Here is a 24909-nt window from a genome sequence, read left to right on the forward strand (position 1 = left end):
TATCCATCAATTGTTAGGCCAGAATTATCCTTCCGCCGTCATACTTCGCACTGTGGCGGCGTTGGCTGCTTTTGCTCACCCCAGTCACTGACCAATGTCAGCTCCTGGGGATTCGCGCCTTTGCCGCCTTGCCACAGCACGAATTATTTTGGCGGACAATCGTCATAGCTTGCTCTGAAATGGCTATTATCGCCCCATTCCCGCCGTTGCTAATTCTGCGCTAATTTTCTGCTAATTAAGGGATAAATTTTAGCGGGTAGAGTGGCTCCACTGCACATCAGCATCAACAGGAGGAACCATGAATCAGCGCGAGTTTATTCGGAGTTTGCTGGACTGGATTGAGAACAACTTAGGACACGATCTGCATCTGGATGAGGTGGCACGCCGCTCGGGCTATTCGCGCTGGCATCTGCAACGCCTGTTTCGCCAGCACACCGGCTTTTCACTGGCAGAATATATCCGCCAGCGCCGCTTAACCGAGTCTGCACTCAGTCTGCTAAGCAGCAACGAAGCGATACTGCAGGTGGCGATGAACTACGGCTTCGATACCCAGCAGGCCTATACCCGCACCTTTAAAAACTACTTTATGATGACGCCGGGCCAGTTGCGCCGTCAGCGTCGCGTTGAGCCGGATCGGCTGCTGTTTCCTCTGGCGATGGCCAGCTGATGCCTGTTAAGACCTTCCCGTCACCGCGCATACAGACGGGAAGGTCGGCCCGCGCTCAGCGCCGCTCTCCTCCTGAACTTTGCCTCGTCTTTTTTTGCCCGCCCGCCACAGTGACCCCGCCCTGACGTGTTAGTTTGTTGCCTGCCCCTTTTACTGTCGGAGTCGGGAACATGGAAAACGGCGAGAATTTAACCGCCATGTTGGTGTTTGCACGGGTCGTGGAATTGCAGAGTTTCAGTGAGGCAGCACGGGCACTTGGCCTGTCCAAATCTCACGTCAGCCGGGAAATTGCCCGTCTGGAGCTGCGGCTCGGTATCCGGCTGCTACAGCGTACCACCCGGCGGCTGGCACTGACTGAGCTGGGCCAGGCTTATTATCCCTACTGTGTGCGGATGCTGGCTGAAGTGCAGCGCGCCGAGGCGTTTGTGCAGCAGGTGCATCAGCAGCCCACTGGGCATGTCAGGCTGCAGGCGCCCGTCACGTTCGGCTGCCAGTGCGTGGTTCCCGTTCTCAATCATTTCCTGCGCCGCCATCTGCATATTAACGTCGATCTCGATCTGACCGATCGCAATCACGATCGGCTGGACGATCAGGTGGATCTGGCGATTGTGATCCGATCCCGATCGCCGCAACAGGGCAATTTCAGGGTACTGAGCGATATCGAGTGGGGGCTTTATGCCGCGCCGGCTTATCTGGCGCAGCGACCCGCCATCACTCATCCTGAGATGCTGCCGCGCCACGACCTGCTGCTGTTTCATGGCCCGGCGCACACCGCCGCGCTGCCGTTCCGCCGTGATAAACAGCGGCTGGCACTGGACGTGCGTAGCCGCTTCCGCGCCAATAACAGTATGGCGCTGCTCAATGCCGCACTGGCGGGCAGCGGCATTGCCTATCTGCCTTCCTACATGGCGCAGGAGGCGGTGGCGCGCGGCGATATCCGGCAACTGCTGCCGGAGTGGCAGATGGATCGTCTGCAAAGCTATCTGCTGCTGCACGACACGCCTGAACCGGCATCACCGATGACGCTGCTGTGCGATGCGCTGGTTGCTGCACTGAATCCGGGCTGATTGTTGCCTGCTGACAACAATCAGCGCCACAGAGTAACTATTCCGCCATCACTGTTGTTACTGCGCTGCGCCGGTTAGCCTGTATCCCTGATCATTCAACGGATATCACCATGCAACAGTCACCCGAAACGGCAGAGTTTCAGTACTGGAGACGCAACTTAGCAGTCTGCGTCGTTGGCTCTTTTACCACCATTGTGGCGATGACGCTGCTGCTGCCGTTTCTGCCACTCTATGTGCAGCAACTCGGCGTTGAGCAACCCGCCGCTATCGCCTGCTGGTCGGGGCTGGCCTATGGCGCGACCTTTTTCAGCGCCGCGCTGACTGCGCCGCTGTGGGGCAGGCTGGCTGACCGTTATGGTCGTAAGCTGATGCTGATTCGGGCCAGTCTGGGGATGGCAATTGCGATGTCGCTGATCGGCATGGCGACCGCGCCCTGGCAGCTGGTGGCGCTGCGGCTGCTGGCCGGGCTGCTGGGTGGCTACGCATCGGGATCGACCATTCTGGTGGCAGCGCAGACGCCAAAAGCGCAGACCGGCTGGGCGCTGGGCGTATTGTCCTCCGGCATTATGGCGGGCAATGTGGTCGGGCCGCTGCTGGGTGGAGTGTTACCGCCGCTGATCGGCATCCGTCAGACGTTCTGGCTGACCGGCGCGGTAATCTTTCTTGCCTTCCTCGCTACCACCTTTTTACTTAAAGAGCAGTCGAGCGCTACCGCGACGTCGCGCGCCAGCCAGCAAGCGCAGTCCGCAGACGAGCCGGTTAATCACACCCTGGTACGGCTGATGTGGCTCTCCGGCATGTTGCTGATCTTCGCCAGCATGTCGATTGAACCGATAATCACGCTCTACGTGGGCGAGTTCGTGCAGGGCGACCATCAAATCACGATGATCGCCGGACTGGTGATGTCTGCGGCGGCGCTGGGCACGGTACTGGCGTCACCCCGGCTGGGTCGTCTGGCCGATCGGGTAGGGCACTGGCGGGTTCTGACCGGCGGACTACTGGTCAGTGGGGTGCTGCTGATTCCGCAGGCGTTTATTACCGCGGCCTGGCAACTGGTGATACTGCGTTTTCTGATGGGGATGGCGCTGGGCGGATTGATGCCGTGCATTACAGCGATTATCCGCCATAACGTGCCCGGTTCCCAGGTCGGGCGGATGCTGGGATATTCGACGTCGGCGCAGTATATCGGCCAGGTCAGCGGTCCGTTGTTCGGTGGGCTGGTGGGAGGGACATTCGGGATGCGGCCAGTGTTTCTGGCGACCTGCGTGGTGATGCTGTTTTGCGCCTGGCTCAACTGGCGCGGGATGCGTAAATAACGCGATCAAAAAAGGCGGACCGGAGTCCGCCTTAGGTTATTCACAGCGTAGTGAATTACTTCTGGTCTGGCAGGGCGTAGGCAATCACATAATCGCCCAGCTTAGTACCAAACGAACCGTGACCGCCTGCTGCGATGACAACGTACTGCTTGCCATTCACTTCATAGGTCATTGGGGTCGCCTGGCCGCCTGCTGGCAGACGTGCCTGCCATAACAGCTCACCGGTATCGGTGCTGAACGCACGCAGGTAGTTATCTGCTGTCGCACCAACGAAGAACACCTTACCGGCAGTGGTGATAGGACCACCCAGCATCGGCATACCCATTTTGAACGGCAACGGAACCGGTGCGCTATCGCGAACGGTACCGATACGCTGTTTCCACACCACGTCGTTGGTCTTCAGATCCACCGCGGAGATGTAACCCCAGGCAGGCTGTTTACATGGCAGACCAAACGGTGACAGGAATGGATTCAGCTCGACGCCATACGGCACGCCATACTGTGGCTGAATACCGGTTTCCGTACCTGAACCACCCTCAGCGCCTTTCGACGGCTCAATCGGGTTGCCCGGGCCACGTGGAACCAGCTTCGAGACAAACGGCAGCGCCATTGGGTTAGCAATCGCAATCTGACGATGTGGATCGACGGCAATACCGCCCCATTCGAACATACCGAGGTTACCCGGGAACACCAGCGTACCCTGCTCAGAAGGCGGGGTGAACGGACCTTCATAGCGCAGGCGCTTGAAGATCACGCGGCACACCAGCTGGTCAAACATCGTTGCGCCCCACATATCCTTGTCCGTCAGGTTCTGCTTCGGACGGAAGGTCAGCTCAGAGTAGGGCTGAGTAGCGGCAACGTGATCGCCTTTGGCAGCACCCTGTGGTACTGGCGTTTCTGGCGCAGGTACCACTGGCTTGCCGGTGCGGCGATCCAGGACAAAGATGTTGCCGGTTTTCGCTGGCGCATAAACCACCGGTACGGTGTTGCCATCTTTATCGGTGATGTCAGCCAGCGTTGGCTGCGACGGCAGATCCATATCCCACAGGTCGTGATGCACGGTCTGATAAGACCAGACCAGCTTACCGGTGGTGGCGTTCAGAGCCAGCACGCTGCTCGCATAACGCTCCTGCTCTGGTGTGCGGTTACCGCCCCAGATATCCGGTGTGGTCACGCCCATTGGCAGATAAACGGTATCCAGTTTCGGATCGTACACTGCCGGTGCCCATGAGTTCGGTGAATTCATGGTAAAGGTGTGTTCATCCGCCGGAATGGCATTCGGGTCTTTCGCGCCTGGATCAAACACCCACAGCAGTTTGCCGGTATTCACATCAAAACCACGAATCACGCCTGACGGCTCGCGGATTGAGAAGTTATCGGTAACCGCACCCGCCATGACGATGGTGGTGTTGGTAATGATCGGTGGCGAGGTCGGCTCATACATACCCGCAGTCGTGACAGGCTGTTTGTGCTGCAGATCCAGCTCGCCGTTGACGCCAAATGACGGGCAGCGTTCGCCGGTCTCTGCGTCCAGGGCAAACAGGCGACCATCGTTGACAGGCAGATAGATACGACGTGAGCAAAGCGCAGGCTGCGTGTTTGCCGCATCGGCTGCTGCCGGCACTTCGTGGTAAGAAACACCGCGACAGGTCACGTGCTGGAAGGTCGGATTCACCTTCATGCCCGGATCAAATTTCCACTTCTGCTTACCGGTGGCCGCATCCAGAGCAAACAGGATCTGATGTGGCGAGCAGAGGTAAAGCGTATCGCGGATTTTAATCGGTGTAACTTCGTCGGTGATTTCACCCGGATCGTTAGGGGTTTTCATGTCGCCCGTCTGGAACTGCCAGGCAACCTGCAACTCTTTCACGTTCTGGCGATTGATCTGCTTCAGCGGCGAGAAACGGGTTCCCTGCTGATCACGCGCATAAGCGGGCCAGTCAGCATCCGGGATGTTGCTCAGCGGCGCAGCCTGCGGGGCGTTGTCAGCGGTTTCTGGCACTGAACCGTTTATCACCTGCGGGTCGTTAAACACCGCATAGGCCAGCACGAGAGCACTGGCAACCAGCGCTACAGCCATCGTACCCAGCGCGGCTTTACTGCCCGCGTTGAAGCTGCGATAAACAAACGGCAGGATCAGCCAGACACCAAAAATCACCAGCACATCGGTGCGCGGTGCCAGTGCCCAGAAGTCTGTACCCACCTCCCATACACCCCAGATCAGGGTGCCGATCAGCAGCAGCGCATAGAGAACCAGCGCGGTGCTTTTACGACGGGAAAGCAGATAAGCGGTGATAAGCATCACCACACCGCCGAAAACGTAATACCAGGAACCACCAATGGCGGCTAACCAGCCACCGCCAATCAGCATAAACGCGCCCGTCAGTACTGCGAACAGCACTGTCAGGAAACGAATTACGCCAAAAGATGAGGAGTTTTTCCCCATAATATCGACCTCGTTTCGTTGCCATAAAACACACGAAAACAACCAGATAGGCTGTTTCCAGTTATCAAGTACAAATGATTAGGGTGTTCTGAAGTATCTCTTCCGTTAAGACAGACGATCCCTTTGTGTTAAATGTTATAGCAAAATCAGATCGAGATTTGATTTTTTTGGCTTAAATCGCTTAACAACCGGAATAATACGACATTTTATGGGGGATTAAAGGACGTTAAGCGCACCGCCGTGTGCCCTTAACGCCGGAAGGCAGGATTTGTGAATCAGCAGCTAATAAGATCGCCATCCGAGCGTTGCTGTTGCCAGCCGCTGATATTTATCTCAGCAAACTGCTCAGCCGTTAAAGTCGGCGTATGACTTCGTACGATGACCTCTGCTCCTTTTTCACGAAATGTCGCCATAAAAAAGGGAAAGGTAAATTTTTCATAATTGTCATTAAAGAACGCTTCGTTTAAAACAATCCCTGAAAAAGGAAAGGATTCCAGCAGTCGCCAGTCTGCTCCCGGCGGCGCAAAATCATAAAGCCAGAAATCAAATTTCTTAGTTAATTCAAGCAGTGGCGCATAATGTGCCGCTAAACTGGAATAATTGATTCCAATCCGGATACGCCCATTCTGTAAATGTGAATAAGCGTCCGGTACAGCAATCATTCCCCGTAATCGCATATCATCGATCGGAATAATCATTAATGCTGCTTCAGTGGCAATTTGATTGTGTAATGAAATAATGTTGTTTGTATTAAGTGTATTTCTGCTTTCCTGGTTTTGCTGAAGATAAGGCACGCTATAGCAAATGCCAGAGACATTACGCTTAACGTGATGGATAGGTTCAGTAACATAGGGGTTATATAAACTGTTTTTCATTATCTCTATGAAATGCAATAAAAAAGGATTTGTTGATAATTAATCATATAAAAAGTCGCATTTTTTTAAACGCGTGAATAAATATAGATCACATGCTTAATCCAAATCATCCTTTTGTTGCCTGAGAAAGTAAATAAACCCATTAGCAAAGAGATCATAATTCCTTTGGCGTCTGATGATGTGCTGGAATATATTCAATAGTCGGGACCAATAGGCTGGTAATAGTCAGGAGCGGTCGGACGTACCTGTGCCGGACAGGTATGCGTTTTGTTGGACAGAGAGACAGGGCTGGAGCCGCAGCCATTCAGGTCTCATCCGGTCTGTTAATTTAACATCATCAATCACCACACCAATAACACCGTGAAACGATGCGGGCTTCCTCACCTGATTTGGGATAAGACATGGGATTTATGGCATCAACAGCGGAAGAGTCGCTGTGGCGACATCGGACATTTGTGGCGTTCTGGCTGGCGCGTACCTGCTCATCATTTGGTTTTCAGATGTTCTCGGTAGCGATCAGCTGGCAGATCTATGCGCTGACCAACAGCGCAATGGCGTTAGGGATGATTGGCCTGATGCAGTTTCTGCCGTCGGTATTGCTGGCGCTACCTGCAGGTCATCTTGCGGATCAATATGACCGGCGGCGCATTGTGCTGCTGGGGCAGCTGGTGGAATTTGCTGCACTGGTGGCATTAGTGGTGCTTACCTTATTCCATACCGCCGATAAGACCGCCCTGTGGGGGCTGGTGTTTATGATTGCGGTGGCGAAGGCGCTGGAGTGGCCCGCGATGTCCTCAATGTTGCCGTCGCTGGTGCCGCCCTCGATTCTGGCACGCGCGATGGCGATGAACTCGGTAGGGGGCCAGGCGGCGGTGATTGTCGGGCCGACGATAGGCGGCTTGCTGTATGTTGCCGGGCCGCATGTTGTGTATGGCGTTTCCGGGCTGTTTTATCTGATTTCGCTGACGCTGGTGAGTCTGCTGCGTTATGAGCGTCCGGTGCAGACCCGTCTGCCGATGAATATGAAGAATCTGTTTGCCGGGATTCACTTTATCCGTGAGCGCAAAGATGTCCTTGGGGTGATTTCGCTCGATCTGTTTGCGGTGCTGCTCGGTGGCGCAACGGCGCTGCTGCCGATTTTTGCCAAAGATATTCTGCATACCGGGCCGTGGGGATTGGGGATGCTGCGCGGCGCGCCGTCGGTCGGTGCATTGCTGGTAGGCATCTGGCTGAGCCGTCACAAGCTGGACAAGCATGTCGGGATGATTATGTTTGGCTCAGTAGCGGGCTTTGGCGTGGCCACGCTGGTATTCGCGCTGTCCACGCAGCTGTGGCTGTCGCTGATTGCGCTCTGTGCGCTGGGCGGCTTTGATATGGTGAGTATGGTGATCCGGGGTGCGCTGGTGCAGCTGGATACGCCGGATGCCATGCGCGGACGGGTGAATGCGGTTAACGCAATTTTTATCAATACATCAAATCAGCTGGGCGAGTTTGAGTCGGGATTGCTGGCAGCCTGGATGGGGGCGGCACCCGCGGCAGCGATTGGCGGCATCGGTACACTGATTGTGGTGGCGTTGTGGATGAAGCTGTTTCCGCATCTTCGGCGGCGTCAGAAGCTGGAGAATGAGGTGGATCCGGTTTAGAGCTGGTTAGAGGTATGCAGCGGTCATGGGCCACTGAGCAGGCTCAGGGAGTATACGCCTTTCGCAAAGACGCAAAAGACGCCATCCCTGGCAGGCTCAGCGCGGCCCATCCCTGGCCCGCGATGCTTTGCTGCAGGCGTATGCTCCCATCGCTTTAAGTGCGTAAGTTGCCTTGGGCTGAGGAGTGGTTTGTTAGGGCTGGTTGTGGAGAGCAGGTCTGGATCGGATGCAGGCCTATGTCCCCATCGCTTTAAGAATGTAAGTTGCCTCAGGCTGGGGAGAAGGGAAAAGACGTTGGTTGAGAGTTGGGCAGAGTTATTAAGGTGGCGCTCAACATCAATAATGTCACTGGCCCGAAGGCCAGTAGAGGAAGTTACCAGTCATACTGCCATTCAAAACCCGGAGTCAGAGGGGGAGACCGACCCGCAGGCTGGGGCCATCAGGCCCCGGTTTTTCCCAGGTTGGCGTCAAATGTTAGCCAGCTTTCACGCATGTCCACTACGCTGCGGGTTTTGCGCGCCTCATCGATTTTTATGGCGGTGAGGCCCGCTTCCAGCGCGTCCACAACTGAAACTTTCAGCGGTGTTCCCTGTTTAATATGTTTAACGATCTCTTCTGCCATCAGGGCATCTGCACCGTAGTGACCATCATAAGCATTGCCGCTGTAAGCGGTGTCGACCTCTTTCTCACCGCTGCGCGCGTTGTGAACGCGGAAGTAGTTTCGCACGAAGTCGCCTTCCGCCATGCCGTCCGTGCCCATGACGCAGAAACGGCGGAACTCATCCGGAACGTTGAGGTTGGCATGGAAAGCAAGTGTCGCGCCGCCTTCGTACTCAATCAGGGCTGTCTGGTAATCAACAATATCGGCGTCGCTGTCGAAGACCGCATCGGTGCTCGACCAGCCGCTGGGTTTCTCGTGATAGAGCGCTGATTCAGCGGTGATCGCCCCCTGCGGGGCATGCGCCGGGGTAAAAGATTTGCGGCCACCAAAGCTGGCGACGCGGATCGGACGCTCCTGCAACAGGCCCTGATAGAGGTCGATGTCGTGGCAGCACTTCTCCAGAATGTAAGGGCCGGCATACTTCTCCAGACGTCGCCAGTCGCGCTGGAAGAACGCGCCGTGGTAAGGCTTGATATGTTCCGTCGCCTCAATCGAGGTGATTTCACCTAATTGCCCGGCATCGCGTGCCGCCAGCAGATCGTGATAAAGCGGGGAGTAGCGCAGCACCAGGCCGACCAGAATGCGTGCCTCGCCATACTGGCGCACCAGCTTCGCCATCTCCATGGTCTGCTCTTCATTGATCACTACCGGCTTTTCGGTAAAGACCGTGTAGCCCGCCGCCAGCGCCTGACCTACATGCTCCAGATGCAGGAAGTTGGGGGAGCCAACCAGCACCACATCCATGCCGCCGTGTTCCAGCAGCGCGTCGATGGATGCAAAGGCCTGGCCGGGCGCGATACCAAAGCTGTGCAGATTAGGCAGTCCGGCCGGGGCCGGATCGTAATAACCCACTACCGAGAAGGCGTCATCGGCTTTGCTGAACTCTTTGATCACGTGGGACAGACGAAAGCCGAGACCAATAATGCCTACTTTCATGTTAAACCCCTGCTCCTGAAATCGGATAATGCATAGCCCGCCTGCGATCGGGCGCGCCTGTTGATAATCTGACCACCAACTTATTACGACGGAAAAACTAATGTCAATAACACGCTGCGCGTTTTGCGGCGCACTTTTTGTTATCTCAATGTAAAATAAACAAAAAGTGTCGATATATTTTTGCCATATTTATTTGTTATTGCGATTTAAGTTTTTTTATCCTATCGTTCGCTCATTATGGCTATAACCCAAAATCGGGAAGGAAGCGCGTGCAACCACACTATCTTCTTGGCATTGATGGCGGCGGTACACAGTGTCGCGCGCGGTTAACCGACCTGCAGGGCCGCGTGCTGGCGGAAGCCACCGGCGGGCCTGCCAACGTCTGGTCAGACTATGACGCGGCGCTGACCTGCGTCGGACAGCTGATTGACCGGATATTGTCACTGGCGGGATTAGCGCCGGAGGCGCTGGCACAGACCGCGCTGGTGGCCGGATTAGCGGGTGCCAATGTCGCTTCGGTGCAGGCGCGGCTCGCCAGCTGGCAGCCTGCCTGCGCGGCGTTACAGATGGTCAGTGATGTGGAAATCGCCTGTGCGGGCGCGCATGCTGGCGCTCCTGGCGCCGTCTTTATCATCGGCACCGGCAGTCAGGGCGCGGCCTGGGATGGCGAACGCTTTACGCTGCTTGGCGGCTGGGGCTTTGCCCTGTCCGATCAGGGATCGGGCGCGGAGCTGGGCCGCCGTGCGCTGCGTCTGGCGCTGCTGGCCCATGAGTTCATTATTACGCCGACCGCCTTTTCCCGGCAGCTGATGGCACAGTTCGGTGACAGCCCGGAAACGATGCTGCTCTGGACGCGCTCAGCGACGCCTGCCGACTGGGCGCGCGTGGTGCCACAGATTTTCGCATCCGCCGATGCGGGCGACAGCCACGCACAGGATCTGCTGCATCAGACCGCCGCCGATATCGGCCTGATGGTGCGCCGTCTGATTGCGCTGAGCAGCGGACGGGTGGCGCTGATGGGTGGCCTGGCTACGCCAATTCAGCGCTGGCTGGACGACGATATCCAGGCCCGGCTCGTGACGCCACAGGGCGATGCCCTGAGCGGGGCGCTGATACTGGCGCAGCAGCTGACCTCTGTCCGATTACCGATCTGAAACTGGCTGAGCCTTCTCAGCCAGATAACCCGAGGAATTTATGACCGCTCCCAACGTAACCGCGCGTATTCTGCGGTTGATTGTTGAAAATGCGCCGATCAGCCAGTCAGACCTGAAAGTCCGCAGCGGACTGAGCATGTCGACCGTGTCGCAGGCCACTAATCGGCTGCTGGCGCAGGAGATTGTGCAGGAGCTGGGGCTGCGTCGCGTGTCGATGGGGCGACCAAAAACCCTGCTGGGCCTCAATCCCGATCGCGCCAGCGTGATTGGCATTCAGCTCAATGCGGAACGTAACCTGATCGTCATGACCGATCTCAGCGGCAATCTGCTGGGCGAACAGCAGATGCCGAAAGGTACGCTGACACCACGTCAGCTTGGCGATGCGCTGGCGAAGTTCCTGCGCGGCGTGGAGGAGAAGCGGGTTGGGGCGATAGGCCTGGCGCTGTCGGGCCTGGTCGATGCCGAAAATGGCTACTGCATCCGCTCCAAAGTGCTCGACTGGGATAACGTCCCGATTGCACGCCTGCTGGAAGAACGCTTCTCGCTGCCGGTGTTTATCGAGAACGACGCCAACGCCATGGCAATGGCTGCGCTGGTGTTTGGTCAGCTCGGCAACGCCCAGTCGGCGGTGATCGCGACCTACGGCAAAGGGATCGGGGCGGGCATCATCCTGAATCGTCAGCTCTACCGCGGTCGTCACGGCAAGGCAGGCGAGATCGGCAACGGGCTGGTGGGCGACGGCTCGCTGCGTCTGCTGGAGGATGTCGCCTCATCGCGCGCCATTCTGCAGCGGCTGGCTGAGCAGGAACCGGTAGAAGGCCTCACGTTGCAGGCGCTGGATCAGCGACCCACGCCTGAGGTTCTGGCGGTACTGCAGGAAGCCGGGCGCGAGCTGGGAATTTCGCTGGCGAACCTGTCGGTGGCCTACGACCCGGATGTGGTTTATCTGGCGATGGAGCCGCATATGGCGTCACGTATTCTGCTCGATCACATCACCCAGAGCTTCCAGGCTTACCGGCTTAAACTGACACCGCACATGACGCCGCTGCAGTTCCTGACGGAATCGAACCGGATGTGGGCGCTGGGCGCAGCGGGTTTTGCCGTCAACCGGCTGCTGGATCTGCTGGCGGCGCAGGCCGACGAAGAGCCGGTCACCTGATTGAGCTCTCAAATAAAAAACGGGCGCTTCGGCGCCCGTTTTTTATTTCCGCGTTTGCCTTAGCGCAGGCGCATTCCCTGCTCATCAAACAGCAGGCAGTGTGCGGCAGAAAAGCCCAGTTCAACCTGCGTACCCAGACCGCGCGTAGTTGCCTCGCGCTCTTCCACCACCAGCATCTGCTCGCGCCCGATATCCAGGTAGAGATAGTTGGTGTGGCCCAGCATCTCGCCATAGGCCAGCTCGCCATGAAAGCGCTGTGCCTCCGGTGTCTGCGCGGCAGGCTGGAAGTGCTCAGGACGAATGCCCAGCGTCACGGTTTGCCCCTCGCGGCAGTCGGCGGCAATCTTCAGCACCAGCCCCTCAATCTTCAGTTCCGGCACCCGCAATTGCACTTCACCCTCGCCGGTGGCACTGATCTCCGCCCGCAGAAAATTCATTTTTGGTGAGCCGATAAAACCGGCGACAAACAGATTATCCGGGTCGTGATAGAGCGTCAGCGGCGCGCCGACCTGCTCAATGCGGCCCTGACGCAGCACCACAATGCGGTCAGCCAGCGTCATCGCCTCCAGCTGATCGTGGGTCACATAAATCATCGTGTTACCGAGTGAGGCGTGCAGCCGGGCGATCTCAATCCGCATCTGTAGACGCAGCTCTGCATCAAGGTTAGAGAGCGGCTCATCGAACAGGAAGATACGCGGATGACGGATAATCGCCCGGCCAATTGCCACGCGCTGCCGTTGTCCGCCCGAGAGCGCGCGCGGCAGGCGATCGAGCAGTTCGGTGAGATGCAGACGGGCTGCCGTCTGAGTGATCGCCTCGTTGATCTCCGCTTTGGACTTTTTCATCACCTCCAGCGGATAGGCCAGATTGCCGCGCACCGTCATGTTGGGGTAGAGCGCATAGGACTGAAACACCATCGCGATGCCGCGCTCGGTGGCGGGCTGCTGCGTCATGTCCTGCTCCTCAATCAGCAACTGTCCGCTGCTGATCTCCTCCAGCCCGGCGATCATCCGCAGCAGCGTCGATTTACCGCAGCCAGATGGCCCGACAAACACCACAAATTCGCCGCTGTTGATCGTCAGATCGATGCCATGAATGACATTAACGTGTTCATACGACTTCTTCACATTCTGCAAGCGCAGGCTGGTCATCGGCTACCTCACTCAGAGTAACTGGCCCATGTAGATGGCATTGCTGCGCAGGATGGGGGTAAAACCCATGCGCGCATAGAAGGCGCAGACCTGCTCATTCTGCAGGCTTACGCCAAGATGGACACCACTGACGCCCGCCGCCCGCAGCGCCGCCAGTTCATGCTCAATCATCCGACGACCCCAGCCGCCTTTCTGCGCTGCCGGCAGCAGGTTGATATGCAAATGCGCGGGCCACTGTGTCACCAGCGTTTCTGCGGGCTGGTCGGGATGGCGGATCGCGTCGAGCACCTTGCTGTCGAGCGGGGCGCTGGGGCTGCGGTCGCGATATTTTTCCTGCAGCTGTGGCCACCATTCGGCCTCAAGCTGGGCTTCGAACGCGCGGGTATCCGGTGTTGCCACCACATATCCCTGCACCTCATTGTCCCGCTCCAGCACAAAAGCAAAGTCTGGCGCGAAGCGCGCATAGGGGACGGCAAAACGCTGGCCGGGATAGTCAGGATCGGAGTAGAGCGCGCGGGCATCGCCGCCTGCATCGGCTGTTTCCAGGCAGATGCGGTAGAGCGCCGGGTAGTCCGCCGGCGTGGCCGGACGAATGACACCTTGATTCGCCATGGTGAATTCTCGTGAGTGAGGGAACCGGTCAGGGATTGAACAGATCCGCAGGTGAAAGTTACGTTAATGAAAGTGGACTTAGTTTTCAAGATAGAATAATTACCTTATCGCACTAACATGGGCGGTTCGGCAACGTTTAACGGCGTCAGGATGCACAACTGTGATCGCCAACACGCCCGGAACAGGGCGGCTGGCGGCAGATTCACGGCCGATCAAAAGAGAAAATTGTGAGCGTGATAGGATTTTCATATGTTTTATCAGGACGTTATTTTGCGATTATCAGGCTGGTATCTCCTGCTGAAGAAAAAGCGGCTGGCGACGTGCCGCCACGGTTAATGACGTAAAAGCCAGCGTGGCGTGCTGAATTTCGCCTCATATCGTTGTTTATTTGCGCGTGCTCACAGCGTTGCAATTCCCAATGCAGGCTGTTTGACTTTATTTTTCCATTAAAGTAAGTATGAGTGAGTGCGTTTGTGTGCGGCTGCAGCCTGCAGGATGTCAGGCGGTGAGATGAAAGGATGCCGATCCTGGTCTGAAGAAGGTGAGCATAATGTCTGTTTCCTCCGTTCGTTCGTTCCGAATTCGCAATGTGGGTCGGCTGCTGGCAGCGGGCCTGCTGGCGGGCAGCGTTTCTCATGCCGCTCACGCCGCCGTTACTCTGAATGAGTGGGATATCTACAATTACCCGGAGCAGACTGCTGCGGTGGATGAAGGGATTAAAGAATTCTCACAGCAGAATCCCGGCATCGTGATTAACCGCTCGGTTCACTCCTTTGAAGATACCCGTATTCCGCTGAAGCTGGCACTGACCGCCGGTGATGGCCCGCAGATCGCGCAGGTCAATCAGGGCGGCGGTGATATGGGTTCGCTGGTCAAAGATAAGCTGCTGCTGCCGCTCGACAGCTACGCCGCCAGCTATGGCTGGACGACCCGCTTCCCGGACTCGATTCTGAAACGTAACCGCTGGTCAGACAGTGGCGAGTTCGGCAGCGGCAAGCTTTACGGCGTCGCCAGCCTGGGCGAAATGGTCGGCCTCTATTACAACAAAGCGCTGCTGGATAAAGCGGGCATCGCGGTGCCAAAAACCCTGGCCGAACTGGAAAGTGCCATGGCGAAGCTGAAACAGCAGGGCACCGCACCGATGATGCTGGGCCTGCTGGATGGCAACATGGGCCAGCAGCTGCTCAGCACCCTGTGGCAGGCGCAGATTGAGAGCCACGACCGCAAGACGCTGGATAATCTGATTTACGATGTGGGCGGCACCTTCAAAGACAGCAAGCTGGTCAATGCTGCCACGATGATGAAGAGCTGGACCGACAAAGGGTACTTCTTCCCGGGTTTCCAGGGCATTGGTCACGACGATGCGGCGACACTGTTCCAGAACGGCCAGGCGGCGTTCCTGGTCAGCGGCACCTGGTATCTCGGCCAGTTTAAAGACAACAAGGATATTCACTTTGCTGCGATGCCTGCCGGTGACGGCGTGAAGCAGCCGCTGATGGTAGGCGGAACCGATCTGGCGTTCTCGATTACCAGCACCGCTAAAGGCAAAGATCAGCAGGATGGGGCGGCGAAGTTCATCAACTATATGGTCTCGGATGCCATGGCGAACCGCTGGCTGAAAGTGGGCTTCCTGCCGGCCAGCACCAACAAGGCGGCCAAAATGCCGGCGGATAATCCGCTGCTGGCAGAGGCGTATCAGGTCTGGCTGACGCTCAACGACTATGACGGTTTAGGTCACTATGTAGACTGGGCCACGCCGACCATGAATGCCGAGCTGAATCAGAATGTCCAGCTGCTGCTGGCGGGTCGTCAGACTGCCGATCAGATGGTGGTGAATTTTGATAACAACTATCAGCGTTACCTGAAAACCCTGAAGCATTAAGCCGGAGGCCCGGCGCACAGCCGGGCCTGAGCATCGTTCTGAACCACGAGTAGGGTTATGTTGAATTTAAGCAGCTGGCGTAATTTTCTCTATGTTCTGCCTGCGGTGCTGGTCTATGCGGTGTTTCTGCTGTTCCCGCTGCTGGCCTCGCTGGGCATCAGTTTTACCGAATGGGACGGCACCTCGCTGCCGGTGTTTAGCGGCATCAGCAACTATCTGCGGATGTTCAGCGATCCGGTGTTCTGGATTGCGCTGGGCAATAACGCCATCCTGATGCTGTTCTATACCCTGTTGCCGATTGGCGTCGGCCTGCTGCTCTGCAGCTTTCTCTATGACACGCGCAACAACAGCGAACGCAGCGTACTGCGCATTCTCTTTTTCCTGCCCTACATCATGCCGATGGCGGTACTGGGCGTGGTGTGGCGCTGGCTCTATAACCCGGCGTTTGGCCCGATCGACCAGATATTACGCGCGATCGGCCTGCCACAGCTGGCGCTCTCCTGGCTGGGTGATTTTACCTGGGCGCTGCCCGCTGTCGGTCTGGTCGCCACCTGGTACTTCTTTGGCTTCTGTCTGGTACTGTTTATGGCGGGCCTGCAGCGCATGGACCCTTCACTGCTGGAAGCCGCCGACCTGGATGGCTCATCGCGTCGCCAGAAATTTATGCGCATCACGCTGCCTGGCCTGCGTCCTGAGCTGCGGATTGCCCTGCTGCTGACGGTGATCGCCAGCCTGAAAGCCTTTGACCTGGTCTATGTGATGACCCAGGGCGGGCCGGGCACCTCCACCATGGTCACCAACATCTTTATGTATAAGCAGGGCTTTGACCTGCACTACTTTGGCTACGCCTCATCGGTAGCGGTGTTCAGCATGATTATTGTTTTAGGGATTAACTATCTGATCCATCTGGCCCTGAAGGAGCGTTACTGATGCGAAGCACGCCGGTAATTTCACGCGCGCTGATCTGGATCGTGGCGCTGATGACGATTCTGCCGTTTCTGATGGCGCTGATGACCTCGTTTAAAACCCAGATGGAGCTGTTTCAGGGTGTTTTCACGCTGCCCGCCTCGCTGAATTTCAAAAACTACGTGACCGCCTGGCAGCAGGGACACTTTAACGTTTATTTCCTGAACTCTGTGCTGGTGGTCATTCCGGTGGTGCTGTTCAGCGTGCTGCTCGGCATTCTGGCCGGGTTCGGTTTTGCCTGGCTGAAAATCCCCGGTAAAAAAGTCATCGGGGCGATGCTGGCGCTGGGGATGGTGCTGCCGAGCGAAGCCTTTATCATTCCGCTCTATCACGAGCTGCGCTGGATGGGGCTGACCAACACCTACCTGGCGCTGATCCTGCCGCAAATCGCCCTGTCGCTGCCCTTTACCACGCTGATGATCGCCAGCGCGTTTCAGCAGGTGCCGAAAGAGCTGGTAGAAGCGGCGGTGATGGATGGCGCGTCACGCGTCAAAATTCTGTGGGGCATTTTGGTGCCCGCTATCTGGCCGACTCTGTCAACGCTGGGGCTGCTGCTGTTTATCTGGACCTGGAATGAGTTCCTAATCCCGCTGATTCTGGTTAACAAGGATGAGCTGCGCACGCTGCCGATTGGCATGATGTTTTTCCAGAACAAAAACACCATCGACATTCCGGTGCTGATGGCGGGCGCGATGATTGTGATTATGCCGCTGATCGTGGTGTTCCTGATTTTCCAGCGCAAGTTTATCAGCGGCGTCACCGAAGGGGCCGTTAAGTAATTTGTGATGTCCCGCACGAAACGGCGCACTGGCGGCCAGACAAAGGTTTGCCGCGCCGTGTCGTGCTGCAATTCCTCCTCCTCAACCCTGCGGGAGACGCATGATGCACCTTTCCCTTGCTGATTTTCACCCTGTCGCCGATGGCGAAACCCCGGACACGGCCGTGTTGCAACGCGCGATGGATCAGATTGCGGCGGCAGGCGGTGGCCGTCTGACGCTGCCTGCCGGACGTTATCGCAGCGGCTGCCTGAATCTGCCCTCTGATTTTGAACTGCACCTTGAAGCAGGTGCGGTGCTGATCGCCAGTCCGCGGCTGGCCGACTACCAGGCGGTGCAGGCGCTGAGCTGCGCGGAAAAGTCCCACAACGTGCTGCTCTATGCGCTGGGCCAGCGCAATATCATCATCAGCGGCACCGGTCGCATCGATGGCGAGGGTGAAGCCTGGTTTGCCGCTGAGCGGGATGAGCAGGGCTATCGTCTGCCGCGTGCCGACCGGCCACGCATTATTGTGTTTGAGGATTGCGAGCAGGTGACGCTCACCGCTTTTACCATTGTGCAGGCACCGATGTGGACAGTGCATCTGGTGAGCTGTCGCCATGTGCATATCGACCACCTCACCATCGACAATGCGATGACCATGCCGAATACCGATGCGCTGGATATCGACAGCTGCGAAGCCGTGTTTGTCAGCAACAGCTACCTCAGCGCCGCTGATGATGCCATCTGCATTAAAACCACCCATAAACCGGCCGCGCTGCGGCGTCCGGCGCGGCAGATTATGATCACCAACTGCCTGCTGCGCAGCTACAGCTGCGCCTTTAAGATCGGCACCGAAACCTGGGATGACGTCGAAGATGTCACGGTAACCGGCTGCACCATTTTTGATTCCAACCGCGGCATCGGCATTCTGTCGCGTGACGGCGGCGCGATGCGGCGTCTGCTGTTCAGCAACCTGACCTTCGCCTGTCACCACGCGCCGCCCTGTCACTGGGGTAAAGCCGATCCGCTGCATATTTCGGTGCGCCGCCGCGATCCCGCCATCACGCCTGGCATTGTGGAGCAGGTGCAGTTCAGTAATCTGACGGGGGTGGCAGAAGGGGCGATTAACCTGCATGCGGCTGAACCCGGCTGGATACGTGATGTGGTGATCAGCCAGCTGCAGATGCGGCAGAGCGTGTCGCCGATGACACAGGGACACTATGACGTGCGGCCGCCTTGTAACCCGGACTCACCGACCGGCATGGGGCTGGATAACGCCTACAAACTTGACCTGAAAACTGGCGAAGCCTTTGGCGTAGAGCGCTATCCCGGCGGACTGCCGGGCCTGTTCGCGCGTGGGGTAAAGAACCTGCAACTGCAAAGCCTGGTGATAACACGTCCGGAGCCGCTACCGCCAGGCTGGCACCCTGAGTGTGTGGTGCAGTTGCCGGATTGATTTACAGCGCGGCGGCGATGGCGGCACCAAGCTGTCCGGTGCTGGCGCTGCCGCCGAGATCGCGCGTCAGATGCTGTCCCGCCGCCAGCGTGCGTTCAATCGCATCTAACACCTCATCACCCGCGGCTTTGTAGCCGAGGTGTTCCAGCATCATCGCCCCGCACCAGATCTGACCGATGGGATTGGCGACACCTTTGCCAGCGATGTCGGGCGCAGAACCGTGAACCGGTTCGAACAGGCTGGGGAACAGGCCTTCCGGATTGATATTGGCGGACGGCGCAATGCCGATGGTGCCGGTACAGGCCGGGCCGAGGTCGGAGAGGATATCGCCAAACAGGTTGCTGGCGACCACCACATCAAACCAGTCCGGGTGCAGCACGAAGTTGGCGGTGAGAATATCGATGTGATATTTGTCGACGCGAACCTCGGGGAACTGGCGGGACATCGCTTCGACGCGGCTATCCCAGTAAGGCATGGTGATGGCGATGCCGTTGGATTTGGTGGCGGAGGTCAGGTGTTTCTTCGGCCGGCTCTGCGCCAGCTGATACGCAAACTTCAGGATGCGATCGACGCCGGTGCGCGTCATCACCGTCTCCTGAATCACCACTTCACGGTCGGTGCCGGGGAACATGGTGCCGCCAACGCTGGAGTATTCACCCTCGGTGTTTTCGCGTACCACATAGAAGTCGATATCGCCGGGCTGACGATTCGCCAGCGGCGCTTTGACGCCTGGCATCAGTCGTACCGGACGCAGATTAACGTATTGATCAAACTCCCGGCGGAACTGCAGCAGCGAACCCCACAGCGAAACGTGGTCGGGCACCACATCGGGCCAGCCGACCGCACCAAAGTAGATCGCATCAAAGGCTTTCAGTTGCGGGAACCAGTCGTCAGGCAGCATTTTGCCATGCTGCTGCCAGTAGTCGGCGCTGGCGTAATCGAACCACTCCCAGCGCAGCGGAATGTTAAATTTCTCTGCGGCCGCATTCATTACGCGGACGCCTTCCGGCATCACTTCTTTGCCGATGCCGTCGCCAGGGATCACAGCAATGCGGTGGATTTTGTCAGTCACAGGGCACCTTTCCGGTTGATGTTCGAATTGTGTACGCAGTATAACTGTCGATTCCGGGGAAATAATGAGCCTGAAAGGCAATCCATTGTTGAATCAAAGTAGAGAATCCCGCACCTCCACCGATGACTTAGCCTTCTTTGTTCGCCTGGCCGCACTGGATAGTCTGACTGCGGCGGCGCGCGAACTGGGCCTGTCGCTGGCGGCGGTAAGCAAACGTCTGAGCCAGCTGGAGCAGCGCCTTGGTGTGCAACTGCTGCGCCGCACTACGCGACGGCTGGAGCTGACGCCGGAAGGCCGCCGTTATCTGGCGGGCGCGCGCCCGTTGCTGGATCAGCTGGCGGCGCTGGAGGAGGCAGTCAGCGGTGAAACGGCTCAGCTGCGCGGCACGCTTAACATCAACGCCTCATTTGGTTTTGGCCGTCGCCATATTGCGCCCTGTGTCTCTGCCTTTGCTGCGCTGCATCAGGAACTCTCACTCTCACTGCAGCTCAGCAGCCAGCCGCTTAATTTTCTGGATGCGCACATGGACATTGATATCCGCGTCGGCGAACCGCCGGACTCACGGCTGGTGGCGCGTAAACTGCGCACGAATCCACGCATCCTCTGCTGCTCACCCACCTATGCTGCCCGCCACGGCCTGCCCGTTACGGTGCGCGATCTGGCGCAGCACAACTGTATTCTGCTGCGCCAGCACGACAGCGATTTTACCCTGTGGCGGCTGACCAGCGGCGAACAGAGCATCAGCCAGAAAGTGCGCGGCAGCCTGATCACCAACGATGGTGAAGTGGCGATGCGGCTGGCGATGGATGGGCATGGCATTCTGCTGCGTTCCTGGTGGGACGCGCAGCACAGCCTGGCAACAGGCGAGTTACTGCATGTTTTACCCGACTGGCAGGCACCTGATGGCGATATTTTTGCGGTCTGGCAGGCGCAGCGCCAGCTGCCGGCACGCATCATCGCGTTTGTGGCGTTTCTGCAGAGCAATCTGCAATCGGTTGATTAATCATGTTTTTATACTGACTGACTGACTGACTGACTGACTGACTGACTGACTGACTGACTGACTGACTGACTGACTGACTGACTGGCGTGCGTGAAAAAGCGCCTGTGGACAATCAACATACCGTATTAAGCTGATTCGGTGGCTTCAGGCTGCCGCTGCGTTTACAGCCTTTTTTCTGCTGCGTATGATTCTCATTCATTTTCTTCCCTGCCTGCCCTCTGCATTGCGGCCAGCCGGGAGAGCAGGTCGATAGGGGAGTTAAGCATGAAAGCGTTGTTCAGCCCGCGTAAAACGGCACTCGCACTGGCGGTGGTCATCACCTTCAGCCTGACGGCATGCCAGACCGCGGTGAAAAAAGTCGATGGCGGCGCCGTAGTGATGCAGCCCTCCAGCCCCGATAACCTGATTGAGCGCGAGCTGGGTGAAGGTTTGTATGAGATGGCTTATCTGCCCGCGAAAAACGCGCTCTATGTCGCCAGTGCGCCGGAAGGTAAGGATATCAGCGGCGGGATGATCTACCGTCTTGATGGCACCACGCTGCAGAGCACCGGGGCGGGGCATTTCGACCTGAAAAACTTTGGGCTGATTAGCGAGCCGGACGGCAGCGCACTCTACGCCGCCAACTCACTGGACGGCGGTATCTCGAAGATTGATCCGGAGAACGGAAAGGTGCTGAAGCGCCTGATGTTTGACGACAAAAACGAGAAAGAGTTACCTGTTGGCACGCGTGAAATCTTTCTGCATGACGGGCTGCTCTATGTCGGCGGCACAGGCGATCCGGCTGTGATCTGGGTGGTCGATACCAAAACGCTGACCCTGAAAACCCGGATTAAAAATGCCGGGAAGTGGGTCACAGGCATTATCTTCTCGCCGGTCAGCGACCGGATTTACGCGGCGAACGGCAGCGGCGAAATCCTGGTGATCAATCCACGTAATCACAGGATCGAACAGCGTCTGACAGCCGGTGACGGGCAGAACACTCAGTTCCTGAACATGGCAGAGGATCCGGCGACGGGCCGCCTGTTTGTCACGGATAATTCTAAGGCGAAAAACACTCTGGTGTTTGATGAGCGCAGCGGCAAGCTGATTCAGCGTCTGGATCCGGCTGATTCGATGGGGATTAAGTTTAATGGCAAGCGCAATGAGATTTATATCAGCCAGCGCGACTCGAAGAAGGTGCTGCAACTGGATGGCACGACCTATGAAGTGAAAAACAGCTGGTCATTTGATAGTCACCCGAACAGCCTGCTGGTGTCACCGGACGGGCAGACGCTGTTCGTGACATTGAAGCAGGGCTTTAATAGCGATCACAGCAGTCAGGGGCTGGATGGCGTAGCGCGCATTCAACTCAACTAAGATAAATAATGGGGGGCTTCGGCCGCCTGAATATATCCCATTATGGATGTGATGTTATATTTAATTAATTCAACTCGAGAAAATCCACATAAAATTAACTTTTAAAATATAATTTCTTAAAGCAGGTTTTATTTTTAGAAATGAATCAGGACTTTTTAAGATGTGGCCTTTTTTTATATGAACAAATAAAACGAAAAAGTTATATGTATCCTGAAAATGGATGTTTTTACTATTTCTTCAGGTTAGTATCTAAGGTATTGTATTAAATCAATGAGGTTTGTACCTCCTGAAATAGCAGTGCTATAAAACCTACAGTTATCAGTCGAGGTTAAAGAATGAGAACACTAAAAAAATATGAAATTAGTGTCGTCAGTGGTGGTGCTGTAGCGACTGCCAATGAGGTTAACGCTTTTTTTGAAGGTATTGTCTGGGGGGCGCTGGATGGATTAGCAACCGGTGTTACCGTCGGTGGAAGCGCAAGCCGTGATGCAGTATTCGGCATTATCGCACAGGGAGTCGGAGCGATATTAGGTGGCATTATTGGCCCAATAGCGGGCGCGATTATGGGCGCAATGGTTGGCAGAGACGCAGTCGCAGCGTATGCGGCTGACTTCAGAAAGCAATACGCCAGCTAACTGCAAGCGTTGCGTCATACCCTCTTCATTAAAAATACTTTTTAATGAAGTGTTTTTATCAATACTTATTTTAAATAAAAGGAAATTAATCATGCGTGAATTATCTTTGATTGAAATGGAAACCGTAAGCGGTGGTACATTAGTGGCTTCTCTGGGTGACGCTGCTGAAGGTGCTATGTGGGGTCTGCTCGAAGGTCTGGCGACGGGCGTTACCGTAGGCGGCAGTGCCAGTCGTAGCGCCGTGTTCGGTCCTATTGCTCAGGGTGTCGGCGCTATCCTGGGCGGCATTATCGGTCCGGTTGTAGGTGCCGTGATGGGCGCGCTATGGGGCAAAGACACCGTTTCCGCGTATGCTGCTGACTTCCGTCAGAATTATGGCACCAACGGCAGCGCTGCCATCGTCTAAATTGATAAGTTGCTGTTAAGCCCCCGCCCATCCAATGGTGTTATTTTTTAAATCCGCCTTTGCTTACATTGTAATGGTGTTAATTAAAAGTCTTTAACGTTGTTATGATTAAGGGGGTTAATCAAAACTCTGTGGCAAAGCAGGCTACAGAGTTTTTTTTATGAATGGCAGTGTTTTGCCAGCAGAAAATTTAATGGTCTGTTAATTTTTATTTTTATGCAGATTTAAAATTTAGCGTAAGGTTTCAGATGAGTCATCAATGTTAACATAAGGAAAGGAGGAAAGATGTCGGTAGTATTAATCGGAAATGATTCTCCTGACGGCCGGGTTAAAAAGCCGTACCTTGCGGGCTACGGCTTACTTTTTTCACATTAACATTACGCTATTATTGCTCTACACCCTGAACCAGCACCACGCGGTATTCCGCACCTTTCAGGCGGTGCTGTTTCGCTTCCTGATATTCCGGGCTGTCATACCAGCCGTGCGCTGCTTCAGCCGTCGGAAACTCCAGCACGACAACGCCGTCCGCTTCCGGTCCTTCCAGCGTCTCAAGCTGTCCATAAAACGCCAGCGGCGTAATTGGATGGTCGCCGCGCGCTTTGCCCGCTTTCTCGCCATAAATAGCGAATTCCTCAGGGTTAGTAATTTTGTCGCGAATAAAGATTACATATGCGCTCATTGTGGGCTCCTTTACGCCTGGCGTTTATCTTCAGTGTTAATGTCAAAATCGGCTGCATCATGACGCTCATGCAGCTGATCGGCCGGGTCACCCATAACGCGGTTAACCTTGCGGCCACGGATGACGGCAGGACGCTGTGCGATCTCTTTCGCCCAGCGCTCCACGTTTTTATAGGACTGCACATCCAGGAATTCGGCTGCGCCATACTGATCGTTGAGCACCATGTTGCCGTACCACGGCCAGGTGGCGATGTCGGCGATAGTGTAGTCATCACCGGCCAGATAGCGGTTATCGGCCAGCTGGCGATCCAGCACGTCAAACTGACGCTTCGCTTCCAGCGTGAAGCGGTTGATGGCGTACTCAATTTTTTCTGGCGCGTAGTGATAGAAATGGCCGAAACCACCACCAAGGTAAGGCGCTGAGCCCTGCAGCCAGAACAGCCAGTTCAGCGTTTCAGTGCGGCCAGCGATATCTTTCGGCAGGAAGTAACCATATTTTTCCGCCAGATAGAGCAGGATATTGCCTGATTCAAATACCCGAATCGGCGGTGTTGCCGAGTGGTCGCTCAGCGCCGGGATTTTTGAGTTCGGGTTCACGTCGACAAAACCACTCGAGAACTGGTCGCCGTCGCCGATACGGATCAGCCAGGCATCATACTCGGCATCTTTGACGTTAAGCGCCAGCAGCTCTTCCAGCAGGATGGTGACTTTCTGGCCGTTAGGCGTGCCGAGCGAATAGAGCTGCAGAGGGTGTTTGCCGACCGGCAACGCTTTCTCATGGGTGGGACCAGCGAACGGACGATTAGTTTTAGCGCCGTTACCTTTGGCTTCAGGGTCCCAGGTCCAGACTTTTGCGGGCTGATATGCATTTTCCGACATAATGAAAGTTCGCCTTATGGTGTGGTATTGGTCTGGAGTGTAGCAGGTGCTGCGAAGGCGGTTTAACTCTGCTGGCTGCGCGAGGCCATACTGCGACGGGCCGAGGTCAGGCGGGGAGCGGCTTAGCGGAA

Annotated in this window: 22 protein-coding genes; 14 read left to right on the plus strand and 8 right to left on the minus strand. The window is 56.4% G+C overall.

Features of this window, described 5'->3' with window-relative positions:
* Positions 1-298 precede the first annotated feature (298 nt).
* From FA92_RS00150 to FA92_RS00160, 3 genes are all read left to right on the plus strand, one after another.
* Positions 299-667 (plus strand): helix-turn-helix domain-containing protein, encoded by a 369-nt coding sequence (locus tag FA92_RS00150; RefSeq protein WP_013359828.1) that lies wholly within the window; start codon positions 299-301, stop codon positions 665-667.
* A 170-nt stretch (positions 668-837) separates the two neighbouring features.
* Positions 838-1734 (plus strand): LysR family transcriptional regulator, encoded by an 897-nt coding sequence (locus tag FA92_RS00155; protein ID WP_033781583.1) that lies wholly within the window; start codon positions 838-840, stop codon positions 1732-1734.
* 110 nt (positions 1735-1844) lie between these two features.
* The gene (locus FA92_RS00160; RefSeq protein WP_033781584.1) at positions 1845-3050 is read left to right on the plus strand and encodes an MFS transporter; all 1206 of its coding nucleotides are present in this window, start codon (positions 1845-1847) and stop codon (positions 3048-3050) included.
* A gap of 55 nt (positions 3051-3105) precedes the next feature.
* Here FA92_RS00160 and FA92_RS00165 read toward each other — a convergent pair whose 3' ends face one another.
* Both FA92_RS00165 and FA92_RS00170 read right to left on the minus strand, forming a co-directional pair.
* Complete coding sequence (locus FA92_RS00165; RefSeq protein ID WP_033781585.1) at positions 3106-5496, minus strand: glucose/quinate/shikimate family membrane-bound PQQ-dependent dehydrogenase; 2391 nt, start codon at positions 5494-5496, stop codon at positions 3106-3108.
* A 275-nt stretch (positions 5497-5771) separates the two neighbouring features.
* Complete coding sequence (locus tag FA92_RS00170) at positions 5772-6371, minus strand: hypothetical protein (RefSeq protein ID WP_033781586.1); 600 nt, start codon at positions 6369-6371, stop codon at positions 5772-5774.
* 401 nt (positions 6372-6772) lie between these two features.
* Here FA92_RS00170 and FA92_RS00175 point away from each other — a divergent pair, with 401 nt between their 5' ends.
* On the plus strand, positions 6773-8014 hold the full coding sequence (locus tag FA92_RS00175) for an MFS transporter (RefSeq protein ID WP_013359834.1): 1242 nt from the start codon (positions 6773-6775) through the stop codon (positions 8012-8014).
* Positions 8015-8453: 439 nt separating this feature from the next.
* Here the strand turns inward: FA92_RS00175 and FA92_RS00180 are convergent, their stop codons facing one another.
* Positions 8454-9611 (minus strand): Gfo/Idh/MocA family oxidoreductase, encoded by a 1158-nt coding sequence (locus tag FA92_RS00180; protein ID WP_013359835.1) that lies wholly within the window; start codon positions 9609-9611, stop codon positions 8454-8456.
* A 269-nt stretch (positions 9612-9880) separates the two neighbouring features.
* Here FA92_RS00180 and FA92_RS00185 point away from each other — a divergent pair, with 269 nt between their 5' ends.
* Entirely contained in the window at positions 9881-10765 is an 885-nt protein-coding gene (locus FA92_RS00185) for a BadF/BadG/BcrA/BcrD ATPase family protein (protein WP_033781587.1), read from the plus strand.
* A 40-nt stretch (positions 10766-10805) separates the two neighbouring features.
* On the plus strand, positions 10806-11924 hold the full coding sequence (locus tag FA92_RS00190; RefSeq protein WP_033781589.1) for an ROK family transcriptional regulator: 1119 nt from the start codon (positions 10806-10808) through the stop codon (positions 11922-11924).
* A gap of 59 nt (positions 11925-11983) precedes the next feature.
* On the opposite strand, the gene FA92_RS00195 is transcribed toward FA92_RS00190, so the two are convergent.
* Positions 11984-13075: an ABC transporter ATP-binding protein gene (locus FA92_RS00195; RefSeq protein WP_033781591.1), complete on the minus strand. Its 1092-nt coding sequence runs from the start codon at positions 13073-13075 to the stop codon at positions 11984-11986.
* Between the two features lie 12 nt (positions 13076-13087).
* Positions 13088-13687: a GNAT family N-acetyltransferase gene (locus FA92_RS00200; RefSeq protein WP_033781592.1), complete on the minus strand. Its 600-nt coding sequence runs from the start codon at positions 13685-13687 to the stop codon at positions 13088-13090.
* Between the two features lie 550 nt (positions 13688-14237).
* Here FA92_RS00200 and FA92_RS00205 point away from each other — a divergent pair.
* The 4 genes from FA92_RS00205 (at position 14238) to FA92_RS00220 (ending at position 18749) form a co-directional block, all read left to right on the plus strand.
* Complete coding sequence (locus tag FA92_RS00205) at positions 14238-15569, plus strand: extracellular solute-binding protein (RefSeq protein ID WP_033781595.1); 1332 nt, start codon at positions 14238-14240, stop codon at positions 15567-15569.
* 57 nt (positions 15570-15626) lie between these two features.
* Positions 15627-16499: a sugar ABC transporter permease gene (locus FA92_RS00210; protein WP_013359841.1), complete on the plus strand. Its 873-nt coding sequence runs from the start codon at positions 15627-15629 to the stop codon at positions 16497-16499.
* Entirely contained in the window at positions 16499-17314 is an 816-nt protein-coding gene (locus FA92_RS00215) for a carbohydrate ABC transporter permease (RefSeq protein WP_013359842.1), read from the plus strand. The genes FA92_RS00210 and FA92_RS00215 overlap by 1 nt, the downstream gene beginning before the upstream one ends.
* A gap of 103 nt (positions 17315-17417) precedes the next feature.
* Positions 17418-18749, plus strand: a complete 1332-nt coding sequence (locus FA92_RS00220) for a glycoside hydrolase family 28 protein (protein ID WP_033784478.1) — start codon at positions 17418-17420, stop codon at positions 18747-18749.
* Position 18750: 1 nt separating this feature from the next.
* Here FA92_RS00220 and FA92_RS00225 read toward each other — a convergent pair whose 3' ends face one another.
* Entirely contained in the window at positions 18751-19821 is a 1071-nt protein-coding gene (locus FA92_RS00225) for a tartrate dehydrogenase (protein WP_033781598.1), read from the minus strand.
* A gap of 64 nt (positions 19822-19885) precedes the next feature.
* Here FA92_RS00225 and FA92_RS00230 point away from each other — a divergent pair, with 64 nt between their 5' ends.
* The 4 genes from FA92_RS00230 (at position 19886) to FA92_RS00245 (ending at position 23221) form a co-directional block, all read left to right on the plus strand.
* Complete coding sequence (locus FA92_RS00230; RefSeq protein WP_033781600.1) at positions 19886-20824, plus strand: LysR family transcriptional regulator; 939 nt, start codon at positions 19886-19888, stop codon at positions 20822-20824.
* Between the two features lie 264 nt (positions 20825-21088).
* Positions 21089-22180, plus strand: a complete 1092-nt coding sequence (locus tag FA92_RS00235; protein WP_033781601.1) for a YncE family protein — start codon at positions 21089-21091, stop codon at positions 22178-22180.
* 335 nt (positions 22181-22515) lie between these two features.
* Positions 22516-22815, plus strand: a complete 300-nt coding sequence (locus tag FA92_RS00240) for a hypothetical protein (RefSeq protein ID WP_033781602.1) — start codon at positions 22516-22518, stop codon at positions 22813-22815.
* Between the two features lie 91 nt (positions 22816-22906).
* Entirely contained in the window at positions 22907-23221 is a 315-nt protein-coding gene (locus tag FA92_RS00245) for a hypothetical protein (RefSeq protein WP_013359847.1), read from the plus strand.
* 385 nt (positions 23222-23606) lie between these two features.
* Here FA92_RS00245 and FA92_RS00250 read toward each other — a convergent pair whose 3' ends face one another.
* Both FA92_RS00250 and yghU read right to left on the minus strand, forming a co-directional pair.
* Positions 23607-23900, minus strand: coding sequence for a DUF1330 domain-containing protein (locus tag FA92_RS00250; RefSeq protein ID WP_013359848.1), 294 nt, complete (start codon positions 23898-23900; stop codon positions 23607-23609).
* 11 nt (positions 23901-23911) lie between these two features.
* A complete protein-coding gene (gene yghU, locus FA92_RS00255) occupies positions 23912-24778 on the minus strand; it encodes a glutathione-dependent disulfide-bond oxidoreductase (RefSeq protein WP_033781603.1) in 867 nt (288 codons plus the stop codon).
* Positions 24779-24909 lie beyond the last annotated feature (131 nt).

The sequence above is a fragment of the Pantoea sp. 9140 genome (genome assembly GCF_000745295.1).
Taxonomy (GTDB): Bacteria; Pseudomonadota; Gammaproteobacteria; order Enterobacterales; family Enterobacteriaceae; genus Pantoea; species Pantoea vagans.

Bases quoted from the DNA above. Each gene is read 5' to 3' on its own strand.
- FA92_RS00150 (WP_013359828.1), top strand. From the start codon at position 299: ATGAATCAGCGCGAGTTTATTCGGAGTTTGCTGGACTGGATTGAGAAC.
- FA92_RS00155 (WP_033781583.1), top strand. From the start codon at position 838: ATGGAAAACGGCGAGAATTTAACCGCCATGTTGGTGTTTGCACGGGTC.
- FA92_RS00160 (WP_033781584.1), top strand. From the start codon at position 1,845: ATGCAACAGTCACCCGAAACGGCAGAGTTTCAGTACTGGAGACGCAAC.
- FA92_RS00165 (WP_033781585.1), bottom strand. From the start codon at position 5,496: ATGGGGAAAAACTCCTCATCTTTTGGCGTAATTCGTTTCCTGACAGTG.
- FA92_RS00170 (WP_033781586.1), bottom strand. From the start codon at position 6,371: ATGAAAAACAGTTTATATAACCCCTATGTTACTGAACCTATCCATCAC.
- FA92_RS00175 (WP_013359834.1), top strand. From the start codon at position 6,773: ATGGGATTTATGGCATCAACAGCGGAAGAGTCGCTGTGGCGACATCGG.
- FA92_RS00180 (WP_013359835.1), bottom strand. From the start codon at position 9,611: ATGAAAGTAGGCATTATTGGTCTCGGCTTTCGTCTGTCCCACGTGATC.
- FA92_RS00190 (WP_033781589.1), top strand. From the start codon at position 10,806: ATGACCGCTCCCAACGTAACCGCGCGTATTCTGCGGTTGATTGTTGAA.
- FA92_RS00195 (WP_033781591.1), bottom strand. From the start codon at position 13,075: ATGACCAGCCTGCGCTTGCAGAATGTGAAGAAGTCGTATGAACACGTT.
- FA92_RS00200 (WP_033781592.1), bottom strand. From the start codon at position 13,687: ATGGCGAATCAAGGTGTCATTCGTCCGGCCACGCCGGCGGACTACCCG.
- FA92_RS00205 (WP_033781595.1), top strand. From the start codon at position 14,238: ATGTCTGTTTCCTCCGTTCGTTCGTTCCGAATTCGCAATGTGGGTCGG.
- FA92_RS00210 (WP_013359841.1), top strand. From the start codon at position 15,627: ATGTTGAATTTAAGCAGCTGGCGTAATTTTCTCTATGTTCTGCCTGCG.
- FA92_RS00215 (WP_013359842.1), top strand. From the start codon at position 16,499: ATGCGAAGCACGCCGGTAATTTCACGCGCGCTGATCTGGATCGTGGCG.
- FA92_RS00220 (WP_033784478.1), top strand. From the start codon at position 17,418: ATGCACCTTTCCCTTGCTGATTTTCACCCTGTCGCCGATGGCGAAACC.
- FA92_RS00230 (WP_033781600.1), top strand. From the start codon at position 19,886: ATGAGCCTGAAAGGCAATCCATTGTTGAATCAAAGTAGAGAATCCCGC.
- FA92_RS00235 (WP_033781601.1), top strand. From the start codon at position 21,089: ATGAAAGCGTTGTTCAGCCCGCGTAAAACGGCACTCGCACTGGCGGTG.
- FA92_RS00240 (WP_033781602.1), top strand. From the start codon at position 22,516: ATGAGAACACTAAAAAAATATGAAATTAGTGTCGTCAGTGGTGGTGCT.
- FA92_RS00245 (WP_013359847.1), top strand. From the start codon at position 22,907: ATGCGTGAATTATCTTTGATTGAAATGGAAACCGTAAGCGGTGGTACA.
- FA92_RS00250 (WP_013359848.1), bottom strand. From the start codon at position 23,900: ATGAGCGCATATGTAATCTTTATTCGCGACAAAATTACTAACCCTGAG.
- yghU (WP_033781603.1), bottom strand. From the start codon at position 24,778: ATGTCGGAAAATGCATATCAGCCCGCAAAAGTCTGGACCTGGGACCCT.